Below are 26,589 nucleotides of genomic sequence, written 5' to 3'. Positions count from 1 at the left end.
GGCCGTGGGACGAGCGGCCGGGGGTTCGGTCCTGGGGACGGGTCTGTCAGGCGGTCACCGGGCGGCGGCCGACGGAGAGGACGTCGAGCAGCAGGGCGGCCAGGGCGACGACGCCGAGGAGGGCGAGGCCGAGGGCGTACGACTGGAACTCCCCGTAGATGACGCCCATCACCAGCGGCGGGATGAATCCGCCGAGGCCGCCCGCCGCGCCGACGATGCCGGTGACCGCGCCGACCTGGTTGGCCGGGGCGACCTGGGCGACCAGGGCGAACGTGGCGCCGCTGCCGGTGCCGAGGGCCGCGGCCATGCCGAGGAACGCGATCGTGCCGAGCGGCGCCAGGCCGGGGGTGAAGGACTGGACGACCGCGCCGAGGACCACGACGCCGAGCGCGACGGCGAGGACACGGCTGGCGGCGAAGCGGTCGGAGAGCCAGCCGCCGACCGGCCGCATGATCACGGCCAGCAGGACGAAACCGGCCATCCGGTTGGCGGCGTCGGCCTGGGTGAGGCCGTAGGCGGTCTTCAGATAGGCGGGCAGATAGACCGAGAAGGCCACGTAGCCACCGAAGGCGACGGCGTACAGGGCGGACGCCTGCCAGGTGATCCGGAGGCGCAGGACGGCGCCGAGACGCTGCGCGAGCGGCGCGGTGGGCACCGGGCGGCCGGGCGCGTCGCGGAGGACGAGCCAGGAGATCGCGGCGTACGCGGCCAGCACTCCCGCGGTGATCAGGAACGGGGCGGCGGTGCCGTCGGCGTCGACCAGCTTGACCGTGGTGAGCGCGCTGATCGCGGTGCCGCCCATGCCGACGCCGAACACACCGACGGCGAGACCGCGCCGCTCCGGCGGGAACCAGGCGTTGACGAACGGGACACCGACCGCGAACGCGGTGCCGCCGATACCGAGGAAGAACCCGCCGACCAGCAGCGACGTGAGCGCTTCGTGCCCGAACAGCCCGAGGTAGAGAACCGGGACGATGGTGGTGAGCGAGATCAGCGGGAACATCACCCGGCCGCCGTAGCGGTCGGTGAGCGCGCCGACCGGGATCCGCCCGACCGACCCGACGACGACCGGCACCGCCACGAGCAGCGCCTGCTGGAACGGGGTCAGGTGCAGCGCGGCCTGGAACCTCGTGGCGAGCGGGCTGAGCAGCGCCCACGCCCAGAAGTTGACGGCGAACCCCACGGTCGCCAGGGCGAGCATCAATCCGGCCCGGCCCCCGGTTCGGGCGGTCGGGGTCTGCGGTGTGCTCATGGTTCCACTCCATCGTCCGGCGGTGGCCCGGTCTGCGGGTCACCACCAGAGTCGCCGCCGGCACGGCGCCGCCGACAGGGACGTTGGGCCTGTCCCGGCGGGTCCCGGTCCCTGCTCACCAGGGTCCGGCCGGTTCCCGGGCGGCCCCGGACCCCGGCAGTGAGGGACGGCCGGCGTGGTTCCGGTCGCGCCACGGATTGAGGAGCGTCGACACCCGTGTGACCATGACCTGCGGGGGCCGTTGCGAGAGGAGTCCTGGTGAGGAGGGTGTACTACCGCAGCTACGACGCCGAGATCACCAGTGAGGCCTTCATCCGGGAGACCGGCGGGGAACCGGAGAGCTTCGCGATCGCCGACATCGGCGACGTGGCGATCAAGCTCGTCGAGCGCAACTGGTGGGAGCCGTGGCGCCCGAAGCAGGTGTGGGTCCTCCAGGCCCGTTACCAGGGACGGCAGGTCACCCTCTACGAGAGCCGGGAGCCACGCGTCTTCAACATGGTCACCCGTGCTCTGCAGAGGGCCCTGGAGGAACGCCCGAAGCCGCCCGGGCAGACGCCGTTCAGGCGGTGGGGCTGAGAACGGCGACGAGGAAGTCGGCGCCCGGGGCGTAGGGCCGGAGGTCCCACGTGCTGAGCAGCACGGACGGGGTCAGGCCGGCCGCCGCGGCGTCGGTGAGGAAGTCGTCGAAGTCGTAGCCGCGGCCCGCGCCGAAACCGACCACCGCCCGGCCGGCGTCGGCCAGGTGGGAGGCGAACCGCCGCAGGATCTCGCCGCGGGTGGACGGGCCGGCGAAGGCCATCACGTTGCCGGCGCAGACGATCGCGTCGAAGCGGGCCGGCAGGTCGAGCTCGCTGAGGTCGCCGACCTGCCACGTCGCTCCGGGGTGCTGGGAGCGGGCCTCGGTGATCAGCTCGGGGTCGAGGTCGACACCGGTGACGTCGTGACCGGCGGCGGCGAGGTGGCCGCCGACCCGCCCGGTGCCGCAGCCGGCGTCGAGGATCCGGGCGCCGCGCGGCACCATGGCGTCGACCATCCGGGCCTCGCCGGTCAGGTCGTCGCCGCGGGCGGCCATCTGGCGGAACCGATCGATGTACCACCGGGAGTGGCCCGGGTCGGCGGCGATCTTCTGCAGCCAGAGGTTGTCGGTGGTGCTCATGGTGCGGTTGTTACCTCTTCTGTAGGCCGGGGGTGCTGGTCACGCCCCGAAGTCGACTTTCCCGGTCTCGACGGTGCCGGCGGTGCGGCCGGGCGCGCGGTGGAACCCCCAGTAGAGGTTGGTGTGGGCGATGACCTGCTCGGGAGCGGGCGCACCATACTCCGACAGGTCCTCGGTGGTGTGCGCGTCGGAGACCAGCGTGACGTCGTAGCCCCGGACGAACCCGCCGTGCAGGGTGGAACGGATGCACGCGTCGCTCTGGGCGCCGGTGACCACCAGCCGGCCGACGCCACGCTCGGCGAGCAGCGCCTCCAGGTCGGTGGCCTCGAACGAATCGCCATACCGCTTGTGGACGATCGGCTCGTCGTCACGGCGGCTGAGCTCCGGGACATACTGCCAGTCGTCGCTGCCCTGGGCCAGGCCGCCGTCGTCGGAGTGCTGCACCCAGATGATCGGGACCTGCTCGGAGCGGGCCTTGTCGACCAGGGTGTTGATGTTGGCGATCACGTCGTCGCGGCGGGGCGCGCCGGCCACCACACCGACCTGGACGTCGATGACGAGCAGGGCGGTGCGGGGCCGATCGGTCAAAGTCGTCATGCTCCCCACCCTAGGACGAGGGTGTGACAACTTTCCGGACAGCCGCCGGAGCGGGCTGCGCCGCGGGGGCGGGCGTGCGGCGGCCACGGTAGACGACGTACGGGCGCCACAGGTAGGCCAGCGGGGCGGACCACACGTGCACGAGCCGGGTGAACGGCCACAGCGCCAGGAACAGGAACCCGCCGATCGCGTGCAGCTGGAACACCAGCGGGGCGTCGCTCATCAGGGCCGGGTCGGGCCGGAGCCAGAAGATGCCCCGGAACCAGACGGCGAGCGTCTCGCGGTAGTCGTACCCGTCGCCGAGCAGGTTGATCACCACGGTGCCGCTCATGCCGAGCACGACCATGGCGGCCATCGCCGCGTACAGGATCCGGTCCATGGTCGTGGTGACCCGCCGGATCCGGCCGCTGACGAAACGGCGGGCGATCAGCAGCGCCAGGCCGGCCACCAGCATGACTCCGGTGATCGTGCCGCCGGTGACCGACACCAGGTGGTAGGTGTGCTCGGAGACGCCGGCGGCGGCGGTCCACGACGCGGGCACGAGCAGGCCCATCGCGTGCCCCCCGATCACGCCGAAGGCGCCCAGGTGGAACAGCGGCGAGCCGAGCCGCAGCAGCCGGTTCTCCAGGAGCTGGCTGGTGTGGGTGGTCCAGCCGAACTGGTCGTGCCGCCACCGCCAGACATGGCCGGCCACGAAGACGGCCAGGCAGGCGTAGGGCAGGACGATCCAGACCAGGGTGCTCATCTGCACACCTCCGCATACGGTGCGAGGTTGGGGCCGAGGCCCACCTCGTCGAGACCGACGGTCTCGACGGGCGGCCCGTCGAAGGCGAGGGACATCAGCGCGGCGCGGTCGTCGTCGGTCAGTTGCGGCAGCAGGTCGCAGACGACATCCAGAATCAGGGCGTACGGCGTACGCGTCTCGTGCAGTGCGGCTCTCAGCAGCTCGATGCCCTGCCTGTGCTGGCGCAACGGCGCCTCGCCGTCGCCGGGCCCGGCCGTGGCCGCGAACTCCAGCACGATCGGCAGCAGGTCGGGCAGTTCCCCGCCGTTCAGGCGCAGCCCGTGCGCCCGGTACCGCTGTTTGAGCATGAGCAGCGCCATCCCGCGCTTGCGGGTGTCGCCGTGCAGGTAGTAGGTGAGGTAGAGCCCGGACCGGCGCCGCAGGTCGAACGTCTCGACGTAGTGCCGCTGCACCTCGGTGAGGGTGCCGGTGAGCAGCCACTCGACGAACCGCTCGAACCCGTCGACGCCGGCCGCGGCGGCGCGCAGCTCGCCGCCGGCCGCCAGCAGTTCCTCGTCGGGGTAGGTGAGCAGCACCGATGCCAGCTGGAAGAGGTGCGAGCGGTTCATCACGGGTTCCTCCTGCTCGCGATGGTGACCGGCACACGACCGCCGCCACCCATCCCCGGGCCGCCCTCGCCGTCGAGGGAGCAGCCACCGAGTTCCTCGAGCGCCGCGGCCTGTCCCCGGTGCGCGGCCGGGATCACGTAACGCTCGTCGTATTTGGCGATGGCGAGCAGCCGGTACATGGCCTCGACCTGCGCACCGGTCATGCCGATGCCGTCGAGCAGTTCCTGCGCCACGGTGCCGTCCAGCGTGCGGGCCCGCATGTAGGCGCGCATCGCGGCGAGTTTCATCAGCACGCCACCGGCTGCCGCGGTGTCGCCGGCGGTGAACAGCGACGCCAGGTATGCGACGGGGATCCGCAGGTCGTCGATGGTGTGGAAGATGTCGTCGGCGTTCGTGTCGTCGCGGCCGGCGGCGCCCGCGGCGTCCAGGACCGGTGACAGCGGCGGCACGTACCAGACCATCGGCAGCGTCCGGTACTCCGGGTGCAGCGGCAGCGCGATCCGGTACTCGCTGATCAGTTTCCACACCGGCGAGGCCTTGGCGGCCTCGATCCACTCCTCCGGGTGGCCGGCCTCGCGGGCGGCCCGCTGCACGTCCGGGTCGAACGGGTCGAGGAAGACGGCGCGCTGCGCGTCCAGCAGCTCCTCCTCGGGCACCGACGCGGCGGCGAGCACGGCCTCCTCGTCGTACCACAGAATGCCCAGGTAGCGGAGGCGGCCGACGCACGTCTCGCTGCAGATGGTGGGTTGCCCGGCCTCGATCCGCGGGAAGCAGAGGGTGCACTTCTCGGCCTTGCCGGTGGCGTGGTTGACGTAGACCTTCTTGTACGGGCACGCCGACACGCACATCCGCCAGCCCCGGCAGCGGTCCTGGTCGACCAGGACGATGCCGTCCTCCTCGCGCTTGTACATGGCGCCGGACGGGCACGCCGAGACGCACGCGGGGTTGAGGCAGTGCTCGCAGATCCGCGGCAGGTGGAACATGAAGGTCTTCTCGAACTCGAACGTGACCTTCTCGACCATGTTCCGGAAGTTCGGATCGTCCTTCCCCGAGTCGCCGCCCAGCGAGTCCTCCCAGTTCGCCCCCCACTCGATCGACATGGGCTCACCGGTCAGCTTCGAGTACGGCTGCTTGACCGGGGTGTCCTTGAGCCCGGCCGGCGCGTTGACCAGGATGTCCTTGTCGAAGGTGGCCGGCTCGTAGTAGTCGTCGATGGCCGGCAGGTCCGGGTTGGCGAAGATCCGGCTCAACCGCTTGGCCCGGCCGCCGCCGCGCAGAACCAGCCGGCCCTTGGTGTCGAGTTTCCAGCCGCCCTTCCAGCGGTCCTGGTCCTCGTAGTGTTTCGGGTAGCCGATGCCCGGCTTCGTCTCGACGTTGTTGAACCACACGTACTCGGTGCCCTCGCGGTTGGTCCACGTCTGCTTGCAGGTGACCGAGCAGGTGTGGCAGCCGATGCACTTGTCGAGGTTCATCACCATGGCGACCTGCGCTCGGATGCGCATCAGTACTCCACCTCACTCGTGCGGCGGCGGATCACGGTGATCTCGTCGCGCTGGCTGCCGATCGGGCCGTAGTAGTTGAAGGCGTAGGTGAGCTGGGCGTGCCCGCCGGCCAGGTGGGTGGGTTTGACGAGCAGCCGGGTCATCGAGTTGTGGTAACCGCCGCGTCTGCCGGACTTCTCGGTCTTGGGGACGTTCACCGTGCGCTCCGGCGAGTGGTATTGGAAGACGGTGCCCTCGGGCATCCGGTGGCTGACCACGGCACGGGCCACGACGACGCCGTTGCGGTTGTGGGCCTCGATCCACTCGTTGTCGCGGACCCCGATCTTCTGCGCGTCCTGGACGCTCATCCAGATCACCGGGCCGCCCCGGGACAGGGCGAGCATCAGCTCGTTGTCGTGGTACATCGAGTGGATCGACCACTTGGCGTGCGGGGTCAGGAACCGTACCGTCACTCCGCCGTCGACCGCGTCGCCGGGCTTGCCGAAGTGGCGGGCCATGTTGAGCGGCGGCCGGAAGGCCGGCAGCTGCTCGCCGAGCTCGGCCACCCAGTCGTGCTCGACGAAGAAGTGCTGGCGGCCGGTGATCGTGTGCCACGGCTTGAGGCGCTCGACGTTGATCGTGAACGGGGAGTAGCGGCGGCCGCCCTTCTCCGAGCCGGACCACTCCGGGCTGGTGAAGACGGGTTGCGGCGCCTCCTGGGTCTCCTGGTAGGTGACCCGGTCCTTCTCGTGTCCTTCGATCAGGTCGGTGAACCGCCGGCCGGTACGTTTCTCCAGCTCCTCGAAGCCCGCGTGGGCGATCCGCCCGTTGGTGGTGCCGGAGAAGGCGAGGATCGCCTCGCACATCCGGTCGGCGGTGGCCAGCGACGGGCGGCCGTCGATCACCCCGTTCTGGTGCTTGAGGTAGTCGACCTCGGCCGTCACGTCGACGGTGATCGCCTTCGTGGTGGTGCCGAGCTTCTCCATCAGCGGGCCGACCGTACGCATCTTCGTCCCGATCCGGGTGTAGTCGCGCTCGATGGTGATCAGCTTCGGCATGGTCCGGCCGGGGACCGGCTCGCACTCGCCGGACTTCCAGTCGCGCACCCGGCCGCCGGGCATGGCCAGCTCGTCCGGGGTGTCGTGCTGCAGCGGCGCGGCCAGCACGTCGGTCCGGGTTCCGAGATGCGTCACCGCCAGCTCGCTGACCTTGTCGGCCAGGGCCAGGAACGTGTCGTAGTCGGTGTGCGCGTCACCGGGCGGCTCGACGGCCGGGCTGAACGCGTGGACGAACGGGTGCATGTCCGTGGTCGAGATGTCGTGCTTCTCGTACCAGGTGGCGGCCGGCAGGACCAGGTCCGAGTGCAGGCCGGTGTTGGTCATCCGGAAGTCCAGCGTGGTCAGCAGGTCCAGCTTGCCGACCGGCGCCTCGTCACGCCAGGTGACGTCGCGGGGGCGATGGCCGGGTTCGCACTCGGTGGCGGTCGCGCCGGAGTCCACCCCGAGCAGGTGGCGCATGAAGTACTCGTTGCCCTTGCCCGACGAGCCGAGCAGGTTGGCGCGCCACAGCGTCAGGCAGCGCGGGAAGTTCGCCGGGTCGTCGGGGTCCTCGGCGACCGGCTTCAGACCGCCGGACCGCAGCTCGCGGACGACGTACTCCTGCGGCTCGATTCCCTGCTGCTTCGCGAGATCCGCGATGTCGAGGGGGTTGCGGTTGAAGAACGGGTGGCCCGGGCTCCAGCCCATCCGCTGCGCGGCCGCGACCGTGTCGGCGAACGCCATCCCGGCGAACCGGCCGGTGCCCAGCGGCGACGACAGCTCGTCGGCCGGGACCCGCTCGTAGCGCCACTGGTCGGTGTGCAGATACCAGAACGGCGTCGACGCCTGGTGGCGCATCGGCCGCTGCCAGTCGAAGGCGAAGCTCATGTGCTGCTGGCCGGTGACCGGGCGGGCCTTCTCCTGGCCGACGTAGTGCGCCCAGCCGCCGCCGTTCACCCCCTGGCAGCCGGTCAGCGTGACCAGCGAGATGAACGCGCGGTAGGTCATGTCGGAGTGGAACCACTGGTTCGCGCCGGCGCCCAGCACGATCATCGAGCGGCCGTTGCTGCGCTCGGCGTTGCGGGCGAACTCCCGGCCGATCCGGGCCGCCAGCTTCGCGTCGACGCCGGTGATGCGCTCCTGCCAGGCCGGGGTGTTCGGGGACCCGGCGTCGTCGTAGCCGGTCGGCCATTCGCCGGGCAGGTCGCCGCGGCGCACCCCGTACGTCGCCATGATCAGATCGAAGACCGTGGTGACGAGGTGGTCGCCGACCCGGCGCACGGGGACACCGCGGCGGATCGTGGCGCCGCCCTCGGTGTCGCCGATGTCGAAACGGGCCAGCTCGATCTCGACCGCCTCGCCGGATTTCAGGCCGATCTCGGGAACGACGTCGCCGAGATCGAGGTTCCATCGGCCGGGCTCGCCGTAGCGGTAGCCCAGAGAGCCGTTCGGCGTGACCAACTCGCCGTTTCGAGAGTCGATCAGGACGGTCTTGTGCTCGCCGTCCACGTCGCCGAGATCCGCAGCCGTGAGGAAACGGTCCGCCTTGCCGTCCACGATCGTCACCAGGAACGGCAGGTCAGTGTATTTACGAACATATTCCAGGAAGTACGGGACCTCGCGGTCACGGAAGAACTCGGTCAGGATCACGTGGCCCATCGCCATCGCGAGCGCGCCGTCCGTGCCCGGGTGCGGGGCCAGCCAGTCGTCGGCGAACTTCACGTTGTCGGCGTAGTCGGGGCTCACCGCGACGACCTTGGTGCCCTTGTAGCGCGCCTCGGCCAGGAAGTGCGCGTCGGGCGTACGCGTGACCGGGATGTTGGAACCCCACATCATCAGGTAGGTCGCGTTCCACCAGTCGCCGGCCTCGGGCACGTCGGTCTGGTCGCCCCAGATCTGCGGCGACGCGATCGGCAGGTCCGCGTACCAGTCGTAGAAGCTGAGCAGGGTGCCGCCGAGCAGCGCGTGGTAACGGGTGCCGGCCGCGAACGACGCCATCGACATCGCCGGGATCGGCGAGAAACCGACGACCCGGTCCGGGCCGAACGTCTTCACCGTGTAGACGTGCGCCGCCGCCATCAGCTCGACCGCCTCGTCCCAGGTCGCCCGCACGAACCCGCCGCGACCACGTTGCGCCTTGTAGGCCTGCGCCTTCAGCGGCGTCTCGACGATCTCCGCCCACGCGGCGACCGGGTCACCCAGACGCTGCCGCGCCTCCCGGAACATCTCGGCGAGAACACCGCGGAGGTACGGGTGACGCACGCGCGAGGGCGAGTACTCGTACCACGAGAAGCTCGCCCCTCGCGGACAGCCCCGCGGCTCGTAGTCGGGTGAGTCGGGCCCGGTCGTCGGATAGTCGGTGGCCTGGTGCTCCCAGGTGATCAGCCCGTCCTTGACGAACACGTTCCACGAGCAGGAGCCGGTGCAGTTGACGCCGTGGGTCGACCGGACGACCTTGTCGTAGCGCCAGCGGTCACGGTAGAACGCGTCCCACTCGCTGTTGTCGACCCGATGCAGCGTACGGCCGTGGTCGCCGACCGTCTCGCGGGTGAGGAAGCGGCGTGCGCCCAGCAGAGGGGCGGTTCCGGGATCCAGTGACACGGTGGTTTTCCTTCGCCGGCTCAACGTTCGGCCGAGCGGCTGCCCGACGCACCTCAAGGCTGTCCGACAACCCACGGGACCGCCTGAGCCGCCGGTCCCCCTCTACCCGGGACCAAGGTCCCGCCCGCTCTTGGCCGACAGGCCCGGGTCCTGCATATTGGCGGGCATGAGCCGCAGTCCGGTACTCACCGAGGTGGCCCGGCTGGCCGGAGTCTCCGTCGCCACCGCGTCCCGTGTCCTGACCGGGCGCGGACCGGCCTCCGCCGCCAGCCGCGACGCCGTGCTCCGGGCCGCCGCCGACGTCGGCTACGTGCCGCATCCGGTGGCCAGCCGCCTCGCCCGCGGCGCCGGGACCCGGCTGCTGTTCGCCGTCCGGGACCGCCGGGCCGGCATCCTGTCCGACCCGTTCGTGACCCGGGCGGCCGCCGCGATGGCCGCCGCCGTCGAACCGGACGGGCTCGGCGTCGCGCTGCGCCACCTGCCGCTGGCCGCCGCCGCCGAACTGGACCGGATCGCCGCCGACCGCAGCGTCGCCGCCGTGGTGCTGGCCGGGCACGACTCGCTCGACGACGTGCCCGCCCGGTTACGGGGGCGGTTCGCCGCGATCGGGGCGGGCGGCATCGACGTCGACAGCGAGAGCGGCATCGGGGCCCTGCTACGCCACCTGCACACCACCGGGCGGCGCCGGATCGCCCTCATCGGCGGGCCACCGTGGCTGGCCGCCGCCCGCGCGCCACTGCGCGCCTACACCGCGCTGATGCGTGACGCCGGCCTGCCGGTCCGCGTCGTGACCGGCGACTTCACCGCGGTCCGGGGATGTGCCGCCGCGCGTGCCGTGCTGCGGCGATGGCCGGACACCGACGCCATCGCCACGGTCAGCGACGCCACCGCCCTCGGCGCCCTCCGGGCCCTCGCGGAATCCGGCGTCCGCGTCCCGCACGACGTGGCCGTCACCGGCTTCGACGACATCCCGTTCGCCGCCAGCGCCTCCCCCGGCCTGTCCACCGCCACCCACCCGGTCGAGCTGATCGCCACGGCCGCCGCGAGGGCCGCCCTCGGCTCAGCCGTCCGGGACCGCCTCTTCCCGAGCCGGCCGGTCCTGCGAGCCACCGCCTGATCCGCACGCACTCCCGGGCTGCCGGTACAGGCCGGCCAGTTCCGCGCCGATCCGGGCCAGTTCGGCGCGCACCGCGGGCGGGTCCAGGACCTCGACGGCCGCACCCCAGCCGGCCAGCGTCCGGGCGATATCGCGAGGCTCCGGCGCGCCCACCCGGACCCGGGCCCGTCCGTCGGCGAGTATCTCCGCCACCTCGCAGTGGCGGCCGAAGTGGTCCCGCAGCACCCACACGAAACGCCGGTCGACCAGCAGGGTCGCCGAGGTCCGGGACCGCATCCGCTCGACCTCGCCGACCACCTCGTCCCACGCCGCGTCCAAGTCGAGATCAGCCGGCCGCTCGAACGTCTCCCCGGTCACGACCACCCGGGACATCCGGTCCACCCGGAAGGTCCGCCGGCCGTTCACGGTGCCCGCCACCAGGTAGTGGATGTCGCTCTTGTCGATCACGCCCCACGGCTCCGCCACCCGCTCGGCATCCTCACCACGCCCCCGGTAGACGAACCGGATCCGGCGACGGGCCACCACCGCTTCCTGCAGCAGGGCCACCGCCTCCGGCGTCTCCGGCGCCCGCTCACCCCAGCCCGCCGGATCGATCAGGGTCGCGCCGGCGGCGGCCTCGGCGTCGGCGCGAAACGGGGCGGGCAGCGCCCGGAGCAGCTTGCGCAGCGCCGTCCGCGCCGTACCGGAGACCGCAGCCGGGCCGGTGAGCAGGAACAACGCTCGCGCCTCGGCCGCCGACAGGCCGCTCAGGTCGGTGCGGGCGCCGCCGACCAGCGACCATCCGCCGTGCCGTCCGGGCTGCGGACAGACCGGGACACCGGCCGCGGACAGCGCCTCCAGGTCACGGCGGGCGGTCGCCACCGACACCTCCAGTTCGGCGGCGACCTCGGCGGCCGTCACCCGGCCCCGGGTCTGCATGAACAGGAGAGTGGCGACGAGCCGGTCCGCACGCATGCCGTCAGGTTCTCAGGAAAAGTGCTCAGGAGGTGAGCACTTAATCCGGAAGCATCGACGTCGACACCAACCGAAGGGACGACCCACATGCTTCGCGGACTCACCACCGTCACCTTCCTCGCCGACGACATGGCCGCGGCCCGCGCCTGGTACACAGCGGTCTTCGAGGCGGAGCCCTACTTCGTGCGGGACGGCGCCTACCTCGAATGGCGGACCGGCGACTACCAGCACGAGTTGGGGCTGCTCAACGCCAGGTTCGCACCGCACCCGCCGGCCGGGGCGCCGTCGGGGGCGATCGTCTACTGGGCAGTCGACGACGTCGAGGCCGCCTACCGCCGGCTGCTCGGCCTGGGAGCGACCGAACACGACAAGCCCACCGAACGCGGACCCGGGTACGTCACGGCCTCGGTCACCGACCCGTTCGGGAACATCCTCGGCGTCATGTACAACCAGCACTATCTGGACATCGTGGGGTGTGGCCGGGCCCTCGCATGAGCCCGGCGGCGCCGTGCCGGCCGCAACCGGGCAGCCCCGTCGCCGAGGATGCGGCGGGACGGGATGGTTGCGGTCGGTGGCGGCGGGATGCGTACCGGCAAAGGCTTGTGGTGGAAGCGTTTCCACCGCCTATCGTCCGGTCGTGCCCGAAATCCGCCTGTACCGGCCCGCCGACCGCGACGCCATTTACGACATCTGTGTCCGCACGGCCGACGCCGGCGACGACGCCCGCGGCCGGTATTCCAGCGACGACCTGATGGGCGATCTGTTCGCGGGCCCCTATGCCCATCTCGAACCGCATCTGGCCTTCGTTGTCGACGACGGCGGCGAAGTGGTCGGTTATGTCGTGGGGACCGACGACACCGCCGATTTCGTACGCCGTTACCGCGCTGAGTGGATTCCGCTGATCGGCGACCGTTATCCGGTGCCCCCTCAACCTCCGCGCACTCCCGAGCAGGACATGGTCGCCCTGCATTTCCACCCGGAACGCATGCTCGTCGACGGGCTCGACGGATATCCCGCACACCTGCACATCGACCTGTTGCCCGCCTACCAGGGCCGCGGTTTCGGCCGTCGTCTGATCAACCGTTTCCTGCGTACGGTCGACGCGCCCGGTGTCCACCTGGGCATGCTCACCGCGAATGTGAAGGCCAGGGGCTTCTACGACCGCCTGGGATTCACCGTCCTGCCCGTCCCCGACCCGGGTCCCCTCACCTACCTGGGCATCAGAACTCACCAATAGTCTTCGGCGGCCTCGGCCTCGATGTCCGAGTGCCCGCCGTCCGATTCCCGGTCCCGCCGGGCCAGCTCGTGCGCCACGATGAGGACCTGCCGGCGCGGGTCGACGAACCCGGCCATTCCGGCGACCATCGGCCGTAGCGCTTGCGCCGACGAACGCCGGGGTTCGGGGGTTCGCTCCAGGATATAGGCGGAGGCGGCCCACTCGTCGCCCCAGACGACCACGCCGGCCAGCAGGGCGACGAATGGCGGGTCATAGGTCGCGGTCTGCCGGATGATCAGCTTGGCCCGCATGTTGTCGGACATCTTCGGATACTGGGCCACCAGGATCGCCTTCGACCAGCGCATGGCGAATCGCGCAATCTCCCTCTCGTGGAAGCCCATCAGCCTTTCGACCTCATCGAGGGTGAAGGCCTCGGGGTTCTGCGCGACGTAGGCCGCGAGAGCGGGAAGCGCGTTGTGATCGATGCTCCTGCCGGATGCCGGATCCAGGATCTCCTGGACCGCCCAGGTGCTCTCCAGAGAATTGTCCGGTTCGGTGAAAGCGCGGCCCACCAGGCCCATCACGTTGATTTCCAGGTCCGGGCTGTCGACGTCGAATCCCATCAGCCCGTGTCCCGCGTTGGCGATCATCGCCTCCAGCCGATCGGAGGCCAGCCAATGCGCATGGACGGTGTGCTGGGCCTCGCCCTTTCCCCCGTCGGAGACCGCCCGCTCCGGAACGCGGTCGGGCGCCATCCGCCCCAGCAGCTCCGGGCCCAGATACGCTTCCCAGATCCGCACGAGCCGCGGCCACCAGCTCGCGGGCGCTCCCGGCGGGCTGATCGACTCGATCGTGACGGGCATTTCCTCGACCGCCAGCAGAAGCAGCATCAGGTTGGCGGTATAGGTCGCGAACCTTTCCACATATCCACCGGGAGACGGCTCGTAGGCGCCGAACCGGCCGGGACCCCATCGGTTCCCGGATTCGCGGATCAGGATGCGGAGAATCCGGCGGGCGCCGGCCACGCTGTCCGGGTGGGCGTGCAACTGGCGGACGAACGGCAGGACAGCCGACGCCCCGGAGTCGAGGGTGTGGTGCGACAGCAGGGCGTAGAGGCGGTCGTCGTCCCAGTTCTGGGAGGAGGGCCGATCGCGGGACTCCCACAGCTCGGCCAGTTCCGACCGGATGAAATGGGCGATCAGATACTCGCTGAAGGTCGCGTGCAGGAATTCGTAGCTGCGCCCCTCATGCCGTTCCCCGGCCTCGGCGGAATGGATGAAGAAGAACCGGCCGAGCACCCGGCGGGCGCTGTTCAGCGCGATTCCGCGTCGCGGCGCGGGCCGCTGCGGGGCCGGCGCCGGATCGAGGGCGTGCAGGTCGTCGAGGAGCAGTTCCTCCTCGACGTAGTGCCGGCCCCGGTTGAACATGGCGAACGCCGCGATGCCGAGCCGCCACAGTTCGGCCCGGATCAGCGTCTCCTCACCGGCATCCGTTTCGGTGTCCGTCGGTTTGCCGAGTTCCCGTTTGATGAACCGGCGCAGGATGTCACCGTAGATCTGAGCCGGTGTGGACTCCTCCGCCATCGCCGGAAGCCCACTGGACACGCCGTAGAGAACGAGCAGCAGCAACAGCAGCGGCTGCCGGGCCATGCCGCCGTAGGAGAGAACCGACTCGATTGCGGGAATGCCGTGCTCCCGACGGGGATTGGCCCGTCTCCAGATGTCGAGCCACATCTCCACCTGCTCGGGGCGGAAATCCTCCAGCTTGACGACGAGACAGCCACCCGGAATGCGGGCCAGATCCGCCACCAGCGTCCGGGAGGTGACGACCACCGCGACCGGGTGGCCCACCTTCCGCTCGGTCCGCTGGAAGTCGACGACACTCGCCAGATAGTTCGACTCCGACGTCCCGGAGGCCTGCATGAATTCGTCGAGACCGTCGATGAGCAGCACCCTGGTGGCGCCGTCGGACGCCTCGTTCAGCTCGTCCCACTCCACGTGCCCCTGCGTGGCCCGGCCGAGGGTGTCGGCGAACTGGCGATAGACCGGGGCGGTCGCGTCCGGCACCTTGCGAAGCGGAATCCGGGCCACCGCGAACGCGTCACTGCCGGAGAGCCGGGCCGCACAGACCTTGGTGAACATGCTCTTTCCCGAACCCGGATGCCCGAGCACGACCAGCGGCCGTTCATGGCTCTGCGGTGACGCGAAATAGGCCGCGAGAAAGGCGTCCAGATCGGTGCCCTCGACACCCGCACGGTTCCACCAGTCCTCGTCGGCGGGCCGGGAGTCGGCGCCCATCACCGTCCACCGGAACGACGGGCTCAGGTAGGCCGCCTCGATCGTGGGGATCTCCAGGTCAGGCAGGTCGTCCGAGACACCGGCCGTGACGATCGGGTCGGCAAGGACGGCACGGTTGAAGTTCGCGTTGGCCCGGCGTACCCGGCCGGCCTGCTGCCGGGCGGCGCCCGCGAACGAGATGACCAGCCGCTCCAGCCGGGCCAGCGAGTCCACGGCCCGTCCGGCCGCGAGCTGGGTGGCCCGATGCTCGCCAAGCATCGCCCAGATCTCGAACTCACCCACGTCGGCGGCCAGTGACCGGTACTCGGCGTCGTACCGCCGCAGCGCCCGCTCGACGACGTCCTCGATCAGCGGTTGCGCCGGGCTGTCCACTTCGGCCCGCTCCCAGCAGGCGAAATGCTGGAAGAATCGGATGCTCAGAGAGGCAAGTTCCCGGTAGAGCCCGGCGATCGCCGTGTCCCGGTTGTCGTGGAACCCGGACCCGGCCCACGGCAGCGGCACACGGGCCGTGCTGAACGGGCGAGTGAGGTGGTCGTGCGCGAGCGTCGCCGCGGCCTGGTCGGTGAGCCGTTGCTTGTCGTCGTCGGTCACACCGATCCGGTCGTAGACAGGCCCGACACTGTCCCGGATCGCGGCGAAGAACGCCCCGTAGACGAGCGCGGTGTGCGTGGCGGCGAGGACGTCGTCCCGGTCCGCGGTCCGCCCGCCGCGGAGCCTGTCCCGTCCGAGGCCCACGAGTGTGGTGAGGAGTCCGACGAGCTCGTTCTTCTGGTCGACCCAGCCCCAGACCGTGAGCAGCCCCGCCGAGCCGGCGACGACCCCGGCCGGCCCGGCGGCGAGCACCCCGGCGCCGAGGAGCGCCCCCAGCTTTTGCGCCCAGCCGTCATCCGGCCCGGAGAGGATCGCCCGAGCGCCGTCCAAACTGTAGGGAGAGGGTGCCATCAGTTCCCATCCACGAGCACGATGTTCCGCAGCACGTACCGATGTGGAGGGTAGAGCACCACCCGCGACGCCTGCGGGCCTTCGCCGCCGCACCCATCCGCCGCCCTGCGGCCCACCGGGTCGCCCACCGCCCACCGCATGCTCAGCGGCCGGATGAAGTCGGCACGCCGGCCACCAACAGCCTGCGGCACGCCCGGTCGCCCACCACCCTCGGCACGCCCGGTCGCCCACCGCATGCTCAGCGACCGGATGAAGTCGGCACGCCGGCCACCAACAGCCAGCGGCACGCCCGGTCGCCCACCACCCTCGGCACGCTCAGCGGCCGGCCGCACTCGGCGCGCCCGGCCGTCAGCCGGGCTCGCCGAGTGTCCGGAGGAATCCGGCGGTGATCGTGTCGCAGGTGGGCAGCGCTCGGGCGGTGCCGGGGATGCGCGCCACCGTGGTGGCGTCCCGGATCGCACTCAGCGCGAGCAACAGCGACTCACGGAATCGCGGCTCCCGAGCATAGGTCGGCAGGGCCTGCTCGGCGACCGCGACCACCCGGTCGGTGACCGCCACCAGTGTGGCCGCAGTCTTCTCCGCGGTGTCGGGATGGGTCCGCGCCAGCACCAGAAGCTCCGCCACGACAGCGAGAACCGGCGAGTGGAAACTGTCCCACACACGGCGCAGCAGCAACCCGGCTCGTTCCCGCTCGGTGCTGCCCTCGACCGGCCGGGACGCCTCATCGAGCAGCCGGGCGGCCAGGCGGTTGATCGCGGCGTCGATCAGGGCGGCCTTCGTCGGAAAGTAGTGCTGCTGCAACCCCTGACTGACCCCGGCAAGCTGAGCCACGCCCCGAGTCGTGGTCGCGGCGAACCCCACGGTCGCCAGGCTCTCCAGCGTCGCGTCGAGCAGAGCATCGACGGCCTGCGCACGCCGCGCCGCCCGCACCCCGCCGTGTGTCACCCGCCGATCCTAACTTTCACCCCAAGCCAGCCGACTTCTCAAGTCAGATGACTTGGTTTAGCGTGTCAGCCAACCCCGGTGGTCCCGGATATGCGTGTCCCCGCCCCTCTGGTCACTTGAACCCATCCACGCACTCTCAGCCCTGACCTCGTCCGAAATGCCCGGCCTCCGCCGCCTTCCGAACCACCAACCCTCGCCGCTCGGGAACCACCAACCCCTCACCGCTCGCGAACCACCAATCCCTCGCCACAGCCGAACCACCGAACCTCGCCACAGCCGAACCACCGAACCTCGCCGCTGCCGGACTTCGCCGCTGCCGAATCCCGAACCTCGCCACCTCCCGGATCTCGGACCAGTCCGCCGTCAGCCCTGATCAACCCCGCACGAACTCCCGGAGGAGCCGATGTCCGGAGCCGGGCTCGCCCGTCTGAGCACGATCTACCACCAAGGTGTCCTCGGCCGGCGCCCCCGCGTCCCGGCCGACTTCGCCGAGCTGGAGCGCCGTGCCCGCCGGGCAACCAGCGCCCGCGCCTGGACCTACGTTGCCGGCGGCGCTGGTGAAGGGCGAACCACGCGCCGCAACCGGGAGGCGTTCGACCGCTGGTCGATCGTGCCGCGGATGGCGTCGGGCGCCGTGGACCGCGACCTGTCGATCGACCTGCTGGGCACCCGCCACTCGACACCGTTGCTGCTCGCACCGGTCGGGGCCGGCGCGCTGATCGCCACCGACAGCGACCTGACGATCGCCCGCGCCGCCGCCGCGACCGGCACCGCCTACATCTTCTCCAATCAGGGCTGCAACCCGATGGAGGACTGCGCCGCGGCGATGGGCGACGCCACACGATGGTTCCAGCTCTACTGGAGCAAGGACGAGCAGCTCGTCGACAGCCTGATCGCGCGGGCCGAGGCGATCGGCGCCGGAGCCCTGGTCGTCACCCTGGACACCACCGTCCTCGGTTGGCGTCCGCAGGATCTCAACCTGGGCTCGTTGCCGTTCAGCCGTGGCGAGGGCATCGCCCAGTACACCTCGGATCCCCGTTTCACGCAGATAGCCACCGAACGGGCCGGGCTGCCCTCGCCGAAACCCGAGGTCACGCTCGGAGCGATCCGCACGCTGCTGGCGATGACCCGCAATCATCCGGGCCGCTTCTGGGCGAACCTGCGCTCGCCGCTGCCGAGGGCGTCGGTGGAGACGTTCCTCGACATCTACTCGAACCCGGGCCTGAGCTGGGATCATCTCGCCACCCTCCGGTCCCGCACCCGACTGCCGATCGTCTTCAAGGGGATCCTGCACCCGGACGATGCCCGCCGGGCCTTCGATGTCGGCGCGGACGCCATCGTGGTGTCGAACCACGGTGGCCGACAGGTCGACAACTCCATCGCCTCCCTCGACGCGCTGGTCACCATTCGTTCCGCACTCGGCCCGGAACCGACGGTCCTGCTGGACAGCGGCATCCGCACCGGCGCCGACGTCTTCACCGCCCTGGCCCTGGGCGCGAACGCCGTGCTGCTGGGCCGCCCGTACATGTACGGCCTGGCCCTCGCCGGCCAGAGCGGTGTCGAAGACGTGATCCGCAACGTGATCGCGGAACTGGACCTGACCATGGCCCTGACCGGCACCCCTGACATCGCCGCGATCACGCCGAATCTGCTGACCGGAATTGCCGCCTGACACGTCGGTCAGGCGGTGGCTGGTCGCTCGGCCCGCTCGCCGAACCGGAGACTGCCCGCGCTCAGTGCCACGAACACGGCCAGCACCACGGGAATGCCCAGCGCCACCGGCAGCCCCACGAACGTCGCCGCGGCCCCGATGGCGATCGGCCCCAGCAGGAAACCGACGTAACCGATGCTCACCACGGTCGACAGCGCCTGCCCGGCACGCCGCGGGTCCACGCCCGCCGCCGCGGAGAAGAACTGCGGAGCGACACACGACACCCCGAGGCCCAGCAGACCGAACCCGGCCACCCCGGCGACCGGGTGATCGAGCAGCAGGCACAGACCGAGACCGGCCGCGGCGACGAGACCGCTGGCCCGGATCAGCGTCACCGGCCCGAACCGGGTGGTTGTCCGGTCACCCACGAGCCGTCCGGCGGTCATCAGAATGGCGAAGGCCGCATACCCGTACGCCGCAAAGCCCTCCGAAGCACCGAGATCCTCGCGCAGATAGACGGCGCTCCAGTCGGCGGCCGCGCCCTCGCCCACCAGCGTGCACAGCACCACGACACCGAAGAAGACCAACAGCGGCCGGCGCCCCGCCGTGGCGGGCTCGTCGGCGGCCGTCGTGTTCGCCGGTGCCGGCGACGACGGCAGAACCCACCTGGCCGCGGCGCCGGCCAGCAGGACGGCGACCACGCCGACGCTGGTCAGGGTCGCGGCGACGCTGAGCCCCGCATGCGCGAACAGACTGCCGGCGACCGCGCCGAGGAACCCGCCGATGCTGTAGAGAGCGTGGAACGACGCCATGATCGGCCGCCCGTGGGCCCGCTCGACCTCGGCGGCGTTCGCGTTCATCGCGATGTTGAGCGTGCCGTGCACCGCCCCGAAGACGAACAGGGCCACGCTGAGCAGCACCAATCCGTCGGCGAGCGATGGCGGGATCAGCAGCGCGCCCTCCAGCAGGGCGGCCGGGATGAGCACCCGTGAGCTGCCGAACCGATCCGTCAGACGGCCGATCAGCGCCATCCCGGTGATGCAGCCGGCGGCGAAGGAGAGCAGCGCGACGCTGAGCCGGCCGTCGGTGAGCCTCAGACTCTCCTTGACCGCGGGGATGCGGGCCGTCCACACCCCGAGCGCGGCCCCGAACATCAGGAACACGAGGGAGGTGGCGATCCGGCCACGGCGCACGGCGTTCATGCGGGGCACATTAGACCGACCCTCTGACAAAATCGGGGCATGCCGATCGTACGACGGTGATCGCCCTGCTCATGATGGCCGGCACCGTCGGCTGCGGTGACGAACCCGGCATCGTCGACCCGTCGCCGGCCGTCCCGCGAAGCGGGCTTTCCACGGCCGGCCCGGTGGTCGCCGGGGTGGTGAACCGTCGGTCGGCGCACCGGAGGCGGACGCTTCCCGCGCTTAGGGGCACTCGGCGATCGCACGGACGTCACGGCGGCTGAGGACGTCCGGCCCTGACCGGCGGAACGCTTCCGCACCAGACTCGGCGGCATGATTCAGACCATCCTCGGCCTGGTCGGCCTGGTCCTGCTCGCCGCCGCCCCGATCATGATCTTTCAGGGCTTCGCGGGCCGCCGCGGTGTCACCCACGAACTCCAGCAGCAGCGCATCTCGTTCCCGCAGGCGGGACTGCCGGCAACGCTGGGCGCCTACGCGGGCCGTCCGGTCCGCACCGGCGCCGAGGCCCGAGCCTACTCCGACCTGATCGCCGAGCACGTGGCCGCGGCGACGGGCGGTCGCACGTATGCGGAGATCGCCGCCGAGTGCCAGAACTCGAAGAACGACGAAAAACTGGGCAAGCTCCGCGAGACGGCGTTCATGGGCGAGACCCTGCGGGGCGCGCTGCTCGGCGCCTACCAGGCCTGGCAGGTGACTCTGCTGGTCATCGGCCTCGGCGCACTGTGCGCGGCGATCGGAGTGGGCTTCGTCGCGCTGGCTCTGCAGTGACGCCCTCTTGTACGATCGTACTTGTACATCCGTACAAGTTAGGATCGAAGGCCCGCCGTGCACTACCTGTTCCTCTTCATCGCCATCGCCGCCGAACTCCTCGCCACCGCCCTCATGAAAAGCACCCACGGCTTCACCCGCCTGTGGCCCACCCTCGCAGTGCTCGCCGGCTACGGCGCGTCGTTCATCCTGCTGGCACAGGCGGTCAAGAGCATCGAGGTGGGCGTCGCCTACGCGATCTGGTCCGGTGTCGGCACAGCCGCGATCGTCGCGATCGGCGCGGTCTTCCTCGGCGAACCACTCACGACCGTTAAGGTGGCGGGCATTGCCCTCATCATCGGCGGAGTCGTGATGCTCAATCTCAACACCAGCGGCGCCCATTGACCGCTCGCCGCACCCAGCGAGCCCGCGACCCCGAGGCCCGCAAGGCAGCCCTGGCCGCGGCCGCCATGGAGGTCGTCGCCGAGAACGGTGTGGGCCGCACCACCCATCGCGCGGTGGCAGCCCGCGCCGGCCTGCCACTCGGTGCGACGACCTACTATTACCCGACTCTCGACGACCTGATCGCGGCCGGCCTGAGGCACGCCCTGGACGCGCTGCAGACCGAGCTCCAGACCTGGGATGAGCGCCTGCGCACAGCGCCCGACATGCCCGAAGCCCTGACCCAGCTGGTCCAGGAGTATCTGGCCGATCGCCGTCAGGTCCGCATCGAGTACGAGCTGTTCGTGGCGGCGGCCCGCGACCAAGCTCTCCGCCCGCTGGCCGAGGCCTGGCTGAACGACATGCCGGAAACCCTCGTGACCTCGGTCGGCACCGCGAAGGCCCGCGACATCTGCGCCCTGCTGGACGGTTTCATCCTGCAGGCCCTGGTCAGCGACACGGAGCTGGACGCTGAACGCCTGACATCCGCAATCAGGAAACTAAGTTCATAAAACCGCGATTCGGTACGGCCACCACTCCCCGACCACACCACCCCGTCCCGGAACTCCCCCGCGACGTCTGCCCGGCGCAAGGCCGTCCGGCGACCGCCGGGCTGAATCCCGGCGCACGCAGCCCTCCCGAAACCGCCGCCGGCCGGACGCGAGGTTCATCGGCTCCCCACCGGTCGGCGTACGCCGTGGAGTGAAGAGCCGCGTACACCAGCAAGCACACAGCAACCATCGGCGTCGGTACGCACGGCTGGAGCAGGCCTTGATCGTTCGCCGACTACGATAAGTCACCGAAGTCTCGGGCCGTGGTGCGCGGATCTGCCGAGTTGAGTGCGTCGCGCATCGGCGTCTAAATCACCGGCTCGGGATCGGAACTGCCCGCCTCAGACCGAAGGCGCCGAAGTCTCCGCCGGGCGTGGACGTCGGTCACGGCGTACTCCGTCAGCTGCTGTAGGCGGCCAGATCTCGCGAGCAGATCGATGTGCCATAGGTGGGCGTTATGCCGGTGAGGATCCTGGCTATAGCACTCTGCATACGCGCCCACCAGGGCAATCGCGGTAGACCATTCGCCAGCAGCCTCTGCCGCCTCAGCTGCCGCCTGGTCAAACAGGTCATTCACAGTACCGAGTATGACTCGCAGTTGCCGATCAACACCCGACCGCTGGTCGCAAGACGGCCGCCTCCGGTAGAGCATCTTCGATCGGTGACTCTTTGAACTGCCGACGAGAGTGCGTTTGAACTGCTAAGTGAATGCGGGCTGGAAACTGTCGGCGGTGATCTCATGCACTACCCGGCTGCCATGATGCGAACGATGCTTGCGCCCTCGACTTTGCTGCCTCCTCGCTGCTCGGAGAAGATCAGGTTGTAGTAGCCGGGCTCGGCGTCGGAGGGTATGACAATGCTGCTTACCGGCCTGTCCGCCAGCGAATCGGATGGATGAAGGGGTGTGGCAGCAAATGACTCGGACGCCGTGGTCCCTGTCGCGGCCTTCTTCAGCTCCGCGACGTTATAGAAGGGGCCAACCAGTCGCGCGTTCAATTCGGGGGCAAAGGATCCGGGTGTTCCCTCCTGCGCGGCTACCGCCCAGTGCAGGCTGAAAGTTTCGCCAGCCCGGTACTGCTTGTCGATATCCGTCTCGTTGCAGCAGGAGTAGGTCACGACGGTGCCGGTCGGCTGACCCGGCGCGTCATCGGAGCAGGCCGCCAGGGTCATCAACGAAAGTGTTGCCGTCACGACTCGATTCAGCCTCATGGCAAGATCATAGGCCTGATAACGCCCGGACCGTCGGCGCTGTTCGCCGAGCTGAGTCGACGGCTTGTCGCCCATTGTTGAGGCGGGCCTCCCTGTGTGAGATCTTCCGTCCTTCCCGATAGGCGGCCGTCCTCTTCAAGTAGCCGCGATCCGGCTTCGCGTCTGTCTCGACGCTGCGCGCTGACCGGAAGGACGAGCCTGGCGGGCTACTGTCCGAACGTGAACCGCAAATTCGCATTGATCAGCTCATTGATCCGTTTGCGCATGTGCCCAAGGTTTGAGAAGTCTGGCAGCGGCTCGACGACGAAAAGGGCCCAACCCAGCCGGGTACCACTGCCGTCGGCTGACAAGTCGAATCGGATCTGCGCGTCGGCCCGCTTCGCCCACAGCGAAGACCACACGACAAAATTCGGTCGCTCAGCAGCGATCACCTGCGGTGGCTGCTCATCCTTCAGGAGCAATAGCCATCGACGTGCGGGGTCCCGATTCGGTTCGGTCAGTGCTTCGAGGACGACATGGGGCGGTGCTGGCTGGCTTCGCCGCCGACTACCCGCTTCAATCACAATCCCAGAATAAATGAACAGTCCGGTCCGCCACTGCTCAACCGAACGAGAAGCCCTCAAATGCCGACGTCCGTGCGCGTCTGCTGTCGCCGGGACGGTCAGCGCCGGTCGGGCCATCGTTTTCGGGCTTCCAGATCGCGAGGTCGCCGCCAGGCGTGCTCACCATCAGGAGCCCTTGATCGGAGCGCATCTGCCAGGCTTCGTACATCTCGTCATAGGGCACCACGAGGTTGGCGTTGCCGAAAGTGACCGTCAACGTGCCGTGCGGATCGACCGCTGCCGCCATAACTGGGGTGTTCAGCGACTGAATGAGCTGCTCGGCCGCGTCGAGACTGATGGGTTCGCCATGCCGTTCGGGACCGTCAGCACGGACGAATCGCAGCGAGCCTTCAATCGTGAGCTCGTGATAGGCATCGTCGTCAAACTCCAGCCGTACACCTCCACCCATGCGGAAGGCCAGTAGCCGGGAGCCGACAACAGCATGTAGCAGCCGATTGGCCAGATCGACATCTTCAAACGCTGGAGGCACGAGCCGATTATGCCTTCTGCGGCTTACTCAGCTGCCGCCGTGAGCGTATGTGGTGGCAGCTGATCAGGTGCCGAGCGGCGATCATCGCTCGGGGAGAACCTCACGAAGGTGCACCGCCGCCCGGCACCCGAATAGTAGGCGCCAGGTAGGCGGAGGATCCCGGACGATCAGGGCCCGCCTCGACCGGTCGAAGCGTGAAGCATGACTAACTCAACTGAGCTTCAGCCCCATCTGGCATCGTCCGACTCGCTGCTCCTGACGGCAACGATGGCTGCCTACCTCGGCGGGTACCGCGGCCTGGGCGCCGAGCCTTCCACCAGATAAGGCGATCGCTGGCCCGTGTATCTCAAGACCGCTTCAACTCATTTGCCGCGTATGGGGATCACTCTCGGGAGCCCTCAAGCTGGCTGCGTCGGTTTACCGATCGGGCTACGGCCGCGAAGATCGTATAGCATTTCGGCCTGGCTCCTGGTTGCCGCAGTTCGTGGTGGATTACGTGGCGGCAGCTCGACACGTCGAGATGGTCTTGTCGCCGCTCTGAAGCTGGTCAGACGTGCACTCAATTGCCGCATATCGGCAATTCTCCACGGCGGACGGGCGGGTCATCCTGGGTTGGCTGTAGGGGCTCCTTGCGCGGACGAGATCTCAGCAGCGAGCAACAGTCGCTGCTGCTGCATGGTGATACGCAGCAGCCCGGTGTGTTCGGCGAATTTCAGGACGTCGTGTATCTGGTCCTTGGTGGCCAGCAGGCGTTCAGCGAGTTCTGCGGGCGTGGTCTCCAGCTGAACTTCCGGTGTCCAGCGCAACACTGCCAGCACGTCTTCAGCAAGTTGCTGATACCGGCTGCGAGCGTCGGCCTGCTGCACGAACCGGGCACGTTCGGGTGGCAACGACAAAACCGTATCCACCCGCTGGGGCCGTCCGAGGCTGTACCGATCAGCCTCGTCGCGAACCAGCAGCCCGGCAGCGGCCAGCAGTGGCAGAACATCCGGCTTGCTTCGGACCCGAGGTACCCGAAGTTCAGCCGCGATCTCGTCGACCCGTCGCCGCATCGCGGCCAACCGGGCCAATGTCTGCGCGTGCCGATCCGCCACTGCCCGATCACGGTCGGCGTGTCCGGTGGCCAGCGGCTCGCTGACCGGCCGCCACAGCGGTGCGTTCAACCAATCCGACGGATGACGGTGGGTACGGGTCCACTCGTCGACGTCTTCGACGCTCACTGACCGGCCCCACTCAGCGATCACCGCGCCGACCATGCGGCGAACATCCATGATCGGCGCGGGTAGCTCGTTCCGCCAGCCGTTCTTACCGTGTCCCACAGCGGGCCGACTGCGTGAACGCCATACGGGCAAGGCCGAGGACCGGCTCGGCCAGAATTGAAGCAACCAGTGGTCACCGTCGGCGGCACCCCCGCGCCGAGTCACGCGTGCGCGATACACACCTCTGTCGCCCAACTCGAGCACGCTCCGTCCGCCGATGCCTGCCGTCATGGCCGTCAGCGATAGCCGCCCGGTGATCGAGTGGTAGGGCGTCTCCATCTCGTCGTCGAACACCGCCTCGCTGACGGAAGGCGGGTTGTCGTACGCCTCAAGCCGCAGCGAGTCGCTTCGACCGTTTGTCGCGGCGGCCAACCACCCGGCCCCCGCCCCGGCGAAGGTGCCGACGGGTTCGTCAAGCTCGCCAGGCCCAGCAGACTCATATCCCGCCGGGTCTCGAAGGACGAGCGTGCTGAACTCCGGGTCGTACCCGTCGATCTCGAATACGCGCACGACGGAAACGTAACAAGGTTGCCAGGGCCCAGCCGTCCAAAGCCCTACAAAGTCGCCTAGATCGACGAATCGTTTGAAGGCCGGCATGACAACCGACGGGCGATGCGCCATGGAGCCTACTTACCAGGCCGGTTTGCGATTCTCTTAAGGCTGCACTCATTTGCCGCTGACAAGGTGCTCTACGGCGGACCCGCCGTCGACGCTACGCGGATTGCCAAGCCTTGACCCTTCGGTCAGCGAACTCGTCAGCGATCGGCCAAAGCTGTATCCGCCAGACGTCACCCGGTTCCGTTGAACCCGGCCAGCCGCGGTTGACAAACCCCCGGCCGCAGACTCGTAGCGCGTATTGCCCGTTCGGTATCTGGCACACTGCCGTGACGGCGACGGCGGGCGACTCATAGCGCAGCTCGCCGGTCTCCACCGCCAGCTGGCACTCCATGATCTCTTCCCAGCTGCTTTCGTCGTCGGGTGGCCGTTGGTGCCATACCTCGATACGCAGCGGCATACGAAAATTGTTCTGGTGCGGAGAGAGGATCACCGCGCCGCACTCGTAGCTGGCGATGCCGGGACCTGATTGGGCCCTCGCTAGAAGATCCATGTAGTCGACATGTGGACGATAGCCGCCATAGATGCCGAACTGTCCGTAGTCCAGTGCAACGACCAGATCATGGACCAGGTGCGGGCCGGCGAGAGTCACCTGCACATTGTCCACCGGTGTTAGCGCTTATCGATATCGAGCCTTCACTCAACTGCCGCCGAGAAGGCGTGTTTGGCCCGGTCTCTGCCCAAGGGCGCGTGCCGCCACGGTGTCGTCAGGACCGCATCCGGACCCAGCGACGGCCCGGGCGCGCTGCCGGCGGTGAAACGGATGGCGAACCCGCCTGGCCCTCCCTGTCACGCTGATGTGAGACAGCCCGTCTACCAGGGGATACTCTTCCTGGACGGCCCTGAGGAGAGCACATCAGCATGACGTCGAAGC

Annotated in this window: 25 protein-coding genes; 8 read left to right on the top strand and 17 right to left on the bottom strand. The window is 69.4% G+C overall.

The window, feature by feature from the left end; all coding sequences use genetic code 11:
- Positions 1 to 46 precede the first annotated feature (46 nt).
- Positions 47 to 1,252: an MFS transporter gene (locus tag BM290_RS44815; RefSeq protein WP_239144120.1), complete on the bottom strand. Its 1,206-nt coding sequence runs from the start codon at positions 1,250 to 1,252 to the stop codon at positions 47 to 49.
- Positions 1,253 to 1,510: 258 nt separating this feature from the next.
- On the opposite strand from BM290_RS44815, the gene BM290_RS44810 reads away from it, so the two are divergent.
- Positions 1,511 to 1,828, top strand: coding sequence for a DUF6232 family protein (locus BM290_RS44810; protein WP_143134198.1), 318 nt, complete (start codon positions 1,511 to 1,513; stop codon positions 1,826 to 1,828).
- Here BM290_RS44810 and BM290_RS44805 read toward each other — a convergent pair.
- From BM290_RS44805 to BM290_RS44780, 6 genes are read right to left on the bottom strand one after another with little or no spacing between them, the layout of a single operon-like run.
- Positions 1,812 to 2,408 (bottom strand): class I SAM-dependent methyltransferase, encoded by a 597-nt coding sequence (locus BM290_RS44805; RefSeq protein ID WP_093622117.1) that lies wholly within the window; start codon positions 2,406 to 2,408, stop codon positions 1,812 to 1,814. The two genes, BM290_RS44810 and BM290_RS44805, sit on opposite strands and share 17 nt — an antisense overlap.
- Positions 2,409 to 2,447: 39 nt before the next feature.
- On the bottom strand, positions 2,448 to 3,005 hold the full coding sequence (locus BM290_RS44800; RefSeq protein WP_093622116.1) for a cysteine hydrolase family protein: 558 nt from the start codon (positions 3,003 to 3,005) through the stop codon (positions 2,448 to 2,450).
- Between the two features lie 10 nt (positions 3,006 to 3,015).
- The gene (gene narI, locus BM290_RS44795) at positions 3,016 to 3,750 is read right to left on the bottom strand and encodes a respiratory nitrate reductase subunit gamma (RefSeq protein WP_093622115.1); all 735 of its coding nucleotides are present in this window, start codon (positions 3,748 to 3,750) and stop codon (positions 3,016 to 3,018) included.
- Positions 3,747 to 4,358, bottom strand: coding sequence for a nitrate reductase molybdenum cofactor assembly chaperone (gene narJ / locus BM290_RS44790; protein WP_093622114.1), 612 nt, complete (start codon positions 4,356 to 4,358; stop codon positions 3,747 to 3,749). The genes narI and narJ overlap by 4 nt, the downstream gene beginning before the upstream one ends.
- Positions 4,358 to 5,860 carry a nitrate reductase subunit beta gene (narH, locus tag BM290_RS44785; RefSeq protein WP_093622113.1) on the bottom strand — a complete coding sequence of 501 codons (1,503 nt, stop codon included), beginning with the start codon at positions 5,858 to 5,860 and terminating at the stop codon, positions 4,358 to 4,360. The genes narJ and narH overlap by 1 nt, the downstream gene beginning before the upstream one ends.
- Positions 5,860 to 9,450 (bottom strand): nitrate reductase subunit alpha, encoded by a 3,591-nt coding sequence (locus BM290_RS44780; protein ID WP_093622139.1) that lies wholly within the window; start codon positions 9,448 to 9,450, stop codon positions 5,860 to 5,862. The genes narH and BM290_RS44780 overlap by 1 nt, the downstream gene beginning before the upstream one ends.
- Positions 9,451 to 9,643: 193 nt before the next feature.
- On the opposite strand from BM290_RS44780, the gene BM290_RS44775 reads away from it, so the two are divergent.
- On the top strand, positions 9,644 to 10,594 hold the full coding sequence (locus BM290_RS44775; RefSeq protein WP_093622112.1) for a LacI family DNA-binding transcriptional regulator: 951 nt from the start codon (positions 9,644 to 9,646) through the stop codon (positions 10,592 to 10,594).
- Here BM290_RS44775 and BM290_RS44770 read toward each other — a convergent pair.
- Positions 10,538 to 11,548, bottom strand: a complete 1,011-nt coding sequence (locus tag BM290_RS44770) for a helix-turn-helix transcriptional regulator (RefSeq protein WP_093622111.1) — start codon at positions 11,546 to 11,548, stop codon at positions 10,538 to 10,540. The genes BM290_RS44775 and BM290_RS44770 overlap by 57 nt on opposite strands.
- Before the next feature lie 87 nt (positions 11,549 to 11,635).
- Here BM290_RS44770 and BM290_RS44765 point away from each other — a divergent pair, with 87 nt between their 5' ends.
- Both BM290_RS44765 and BM290_RS44760 read left to right on the top strand, forming a co-directional pair.
- Positions 11,636 to 12,043 carry a VOC family protein gene (locus tag BM290_RS44765; RefSeq protein ID WP_093622110.1) on the top strand — a complete coding sequence of 136 codons (408 nt, stop codon included), beginning with the start codon at positions 11,636 to 11,638 and terminating at the stop codon, positions 12,041 to 12,043.
- Between the two features lie 76 nt (positions 12,044 to 12,119).
- Positions 12,120 to 12,785, top strand: a complete 666-nt coding sequence (locus tag BM290_RS44760; RefSeq protein WP_307837989.1) for a GNAT family N-acetyltransferase — start codon at positions 12,120 to 12,122, stop codon at positions 12,783 to 12,785.
- On the opposite strand, the gene BM290_RS44755 is transcribed toward BM290_RS44760, so the two are convergent.
- The 3 genes from BM290_RS44755 to BM290_RS44750 form a co-directional block, all read right to left on the bottom strand.
- Positions 12,776 to 16,003: an NACHT domain-containing protein gene (locus BM290_RS44755; RefSeq protein ID WP_143134197.1), complete on the bottom strand. Its 3,228-nt coding sequence runs from the start codon at positions 16,001 to 16,003 to the stop codon at positions 12,776 to 12,778. The genes BM290_RS44760 and BM290_RS44755 overlap by 10 nt on opposite strands.
- On the bottom strand, positions 16,003 to 16,290 hold the full coding sequence (locus BM290_RS47910; protein WP_143134196.1) for a hypothetical protein: 288 nt from the start codon (positions 16,288 to 16,290) through the stop codon (positions 16,003 to 16,005). The genes BM290_RS44755 and BM290_RS47910 overlap by 1 nt, the downstream gene beginning before the upstream one ends.
- 61 nt (positions 16,291 to 16,351) lie before the next feature.
- A complete protein-coding gene (locus BM290_RS44750) occupies positions 16,352 to 16,948 on the bottom strand; it encodes a TetR/AcrR family transcriptional regulator (RefSeq protein WP_093622107.1) in 597 nt (198 codons plus the stop codon).
- A 403-nt stretch (positions 16,949 to 17,351) separates the two neighbouring features.
- Here BM290_RS44750 and BM290_RS44745 point away from each other — a divergent pair, with 403 nt between their 5' ends.
- Entirely contained in the window at positions 17,352 to 18,620 is a 1,269-nt protein-coding gene (locus tag BM290_RS44745) for an alpha-hydroxy-acid oxidizing protein (RefSeq protein ID WP_093622106.1), read from the top strand.
- 8 nt (positions 18,621 to 18,628) lie between these two features.
- Here the strand turns inward: BM290_RS44745 and BM290_RS44740 are convergent, their stop codons facing one another.
- Positions 18,629 to 19,801: an MFS transporter gene (locus BM290_RS44740; RefSeq protein ID WP_093622105.1), complete on the bottom strand. Its 1,173-nt coding sequence runs from the start codon at positions 19,799 to 19,801 to the stop codon at positions 18,629 to 18,631.
- Between the two features lie 312 nt (positions 19,802 to 20,113).
- Between BM290_RS44740 and BM290_RS44735 the strand changes: the two genes are divergently transcribed.
- The 3 genes from BM290_RS44735 to BM290_RS44725 are packed head-to-tail and all read left to right on the top strand — an operon-like array spanning position 20,114 to position 21,501.
- Positions 20,114 to 20,569 (top strand): hypothetical protein, encoded by a 456-nt coding sequence (locus BM290_RS44735; RefSeq protein WP_093622104.1) that lies wholly within the window; start codon positions 20,114 to 20,116, stop codon positions 20,567 to 20,569.
- Between the two features lie 57 nt (positions 20,570 to 20,626).
- The gene (locus tag BM290_RS44730) at positions 20,627 to 20,953 is read left to right on the top strand and encodes a DMT family transporter (protein WP_093622103.1); all 327 of its coding nucleotides are present in this window, start codon (positions 20,627 to 20,629) and stop codon (positions 20,951 to 20,953) included.
- On the top strand, positions 20,950 to 21,501 hold the full coding sequence (locus BM290_RS44725; protein ID WP_239144121.1) for a TetR/AcrR family transcriptional regulator: 552 nt from the start codon (positions 20,950 to 20,952) through the stop codon (positions 21,499 to 21,501). Before BM290_RS44730 ends, BM290_RS44725 begins: the two co-directional genes overlap by 4 nt.
- 783 nt (positions 21,502 to 22,284) lie before the next feature.
- Here the strand turns inward: BM290_RS44725 and BM290_RS44720 are convergent.
- From BM290_RS44720 to BM290_RS44700, 5 genes are all read right to left on the bottom strand, one after another.
- Positions 22,285 to 22,824: a hypothetical protein gene (locus BM290_RS44720; protein WP_143134195.1), complete on the bottom strand. Its 540-nt coding sequence runs from the start codon at positions 22,822 to 22,824 to the stop codon at positions 22,285 to 22,287.
- A 131-nt stretch (positions 22,825 to 22,955) separates the two neighbouring features.
- The gene (locus BM290_RS44715) at positions 22,956 to 23,312 is read right to left on the bottom strand and encodes a hypothetical protein (protein ID WP_093622101.1); all 357 of its coding nucleotides are present in this window, start codon (positions 23,310 to 23,312) and stop codon (positions 22,956 to 22,958) included.
- A gap of 37 nt (positions 23,313 to 23,349) precedes the next feature.
- Positions 23,350 to 23,841 (bottom strand): DUF6188 family protein, encoded by a 492-nt coding sequence (locus BM290_RS44710; RefSeq protein ID WP_143134194.1) that lies wholly within the window; start codon positions 23,839 to 23,841, stop codon positions 23,350 to 23,352.
- A 602-nt stretch (positions 23,842 to 24,443) separates the two neighbouring features.
- A complete protein-coding gene (locus tag BM290_RS44705; RefSeq protein WP_093622099.1) occupies positions 24,444 to 25,610 on the bottom strand; it encodes a DUF6042 family protein in 1,167 nt (388 codons plus the stop codon).
- 202 nt (positions 25,611 to 25,812) lie between these two features.
- Positions 25,813 to 26,307, bottom strand: a complete 495-nt coding sequence (locus BM290_RS44700; RefSeq protein ID WP_143134193.1) for a hypothetical protein — start codon at positions 26,305 to 26,307, stop codon at positions 25,813 to 25,815.
- Positions 26,308 to 26,589: the final 282 nt, after the last annotated feature.

It is taken from the genome of Actinoplanes philippinensis (genome assembly GCF_900113015.1).
Classification (GTDB): Bacteria; Actinomycetota; Actinomycetes; order Mycobacteriales; family Micromonosporaceae; genus Actinoplanes; species Actinoplanes philippinensis.
Note: the sequence above shows the minus strand (reverse complement) of the source record. Positions and strands in the feature narration are given on the sequence as shown.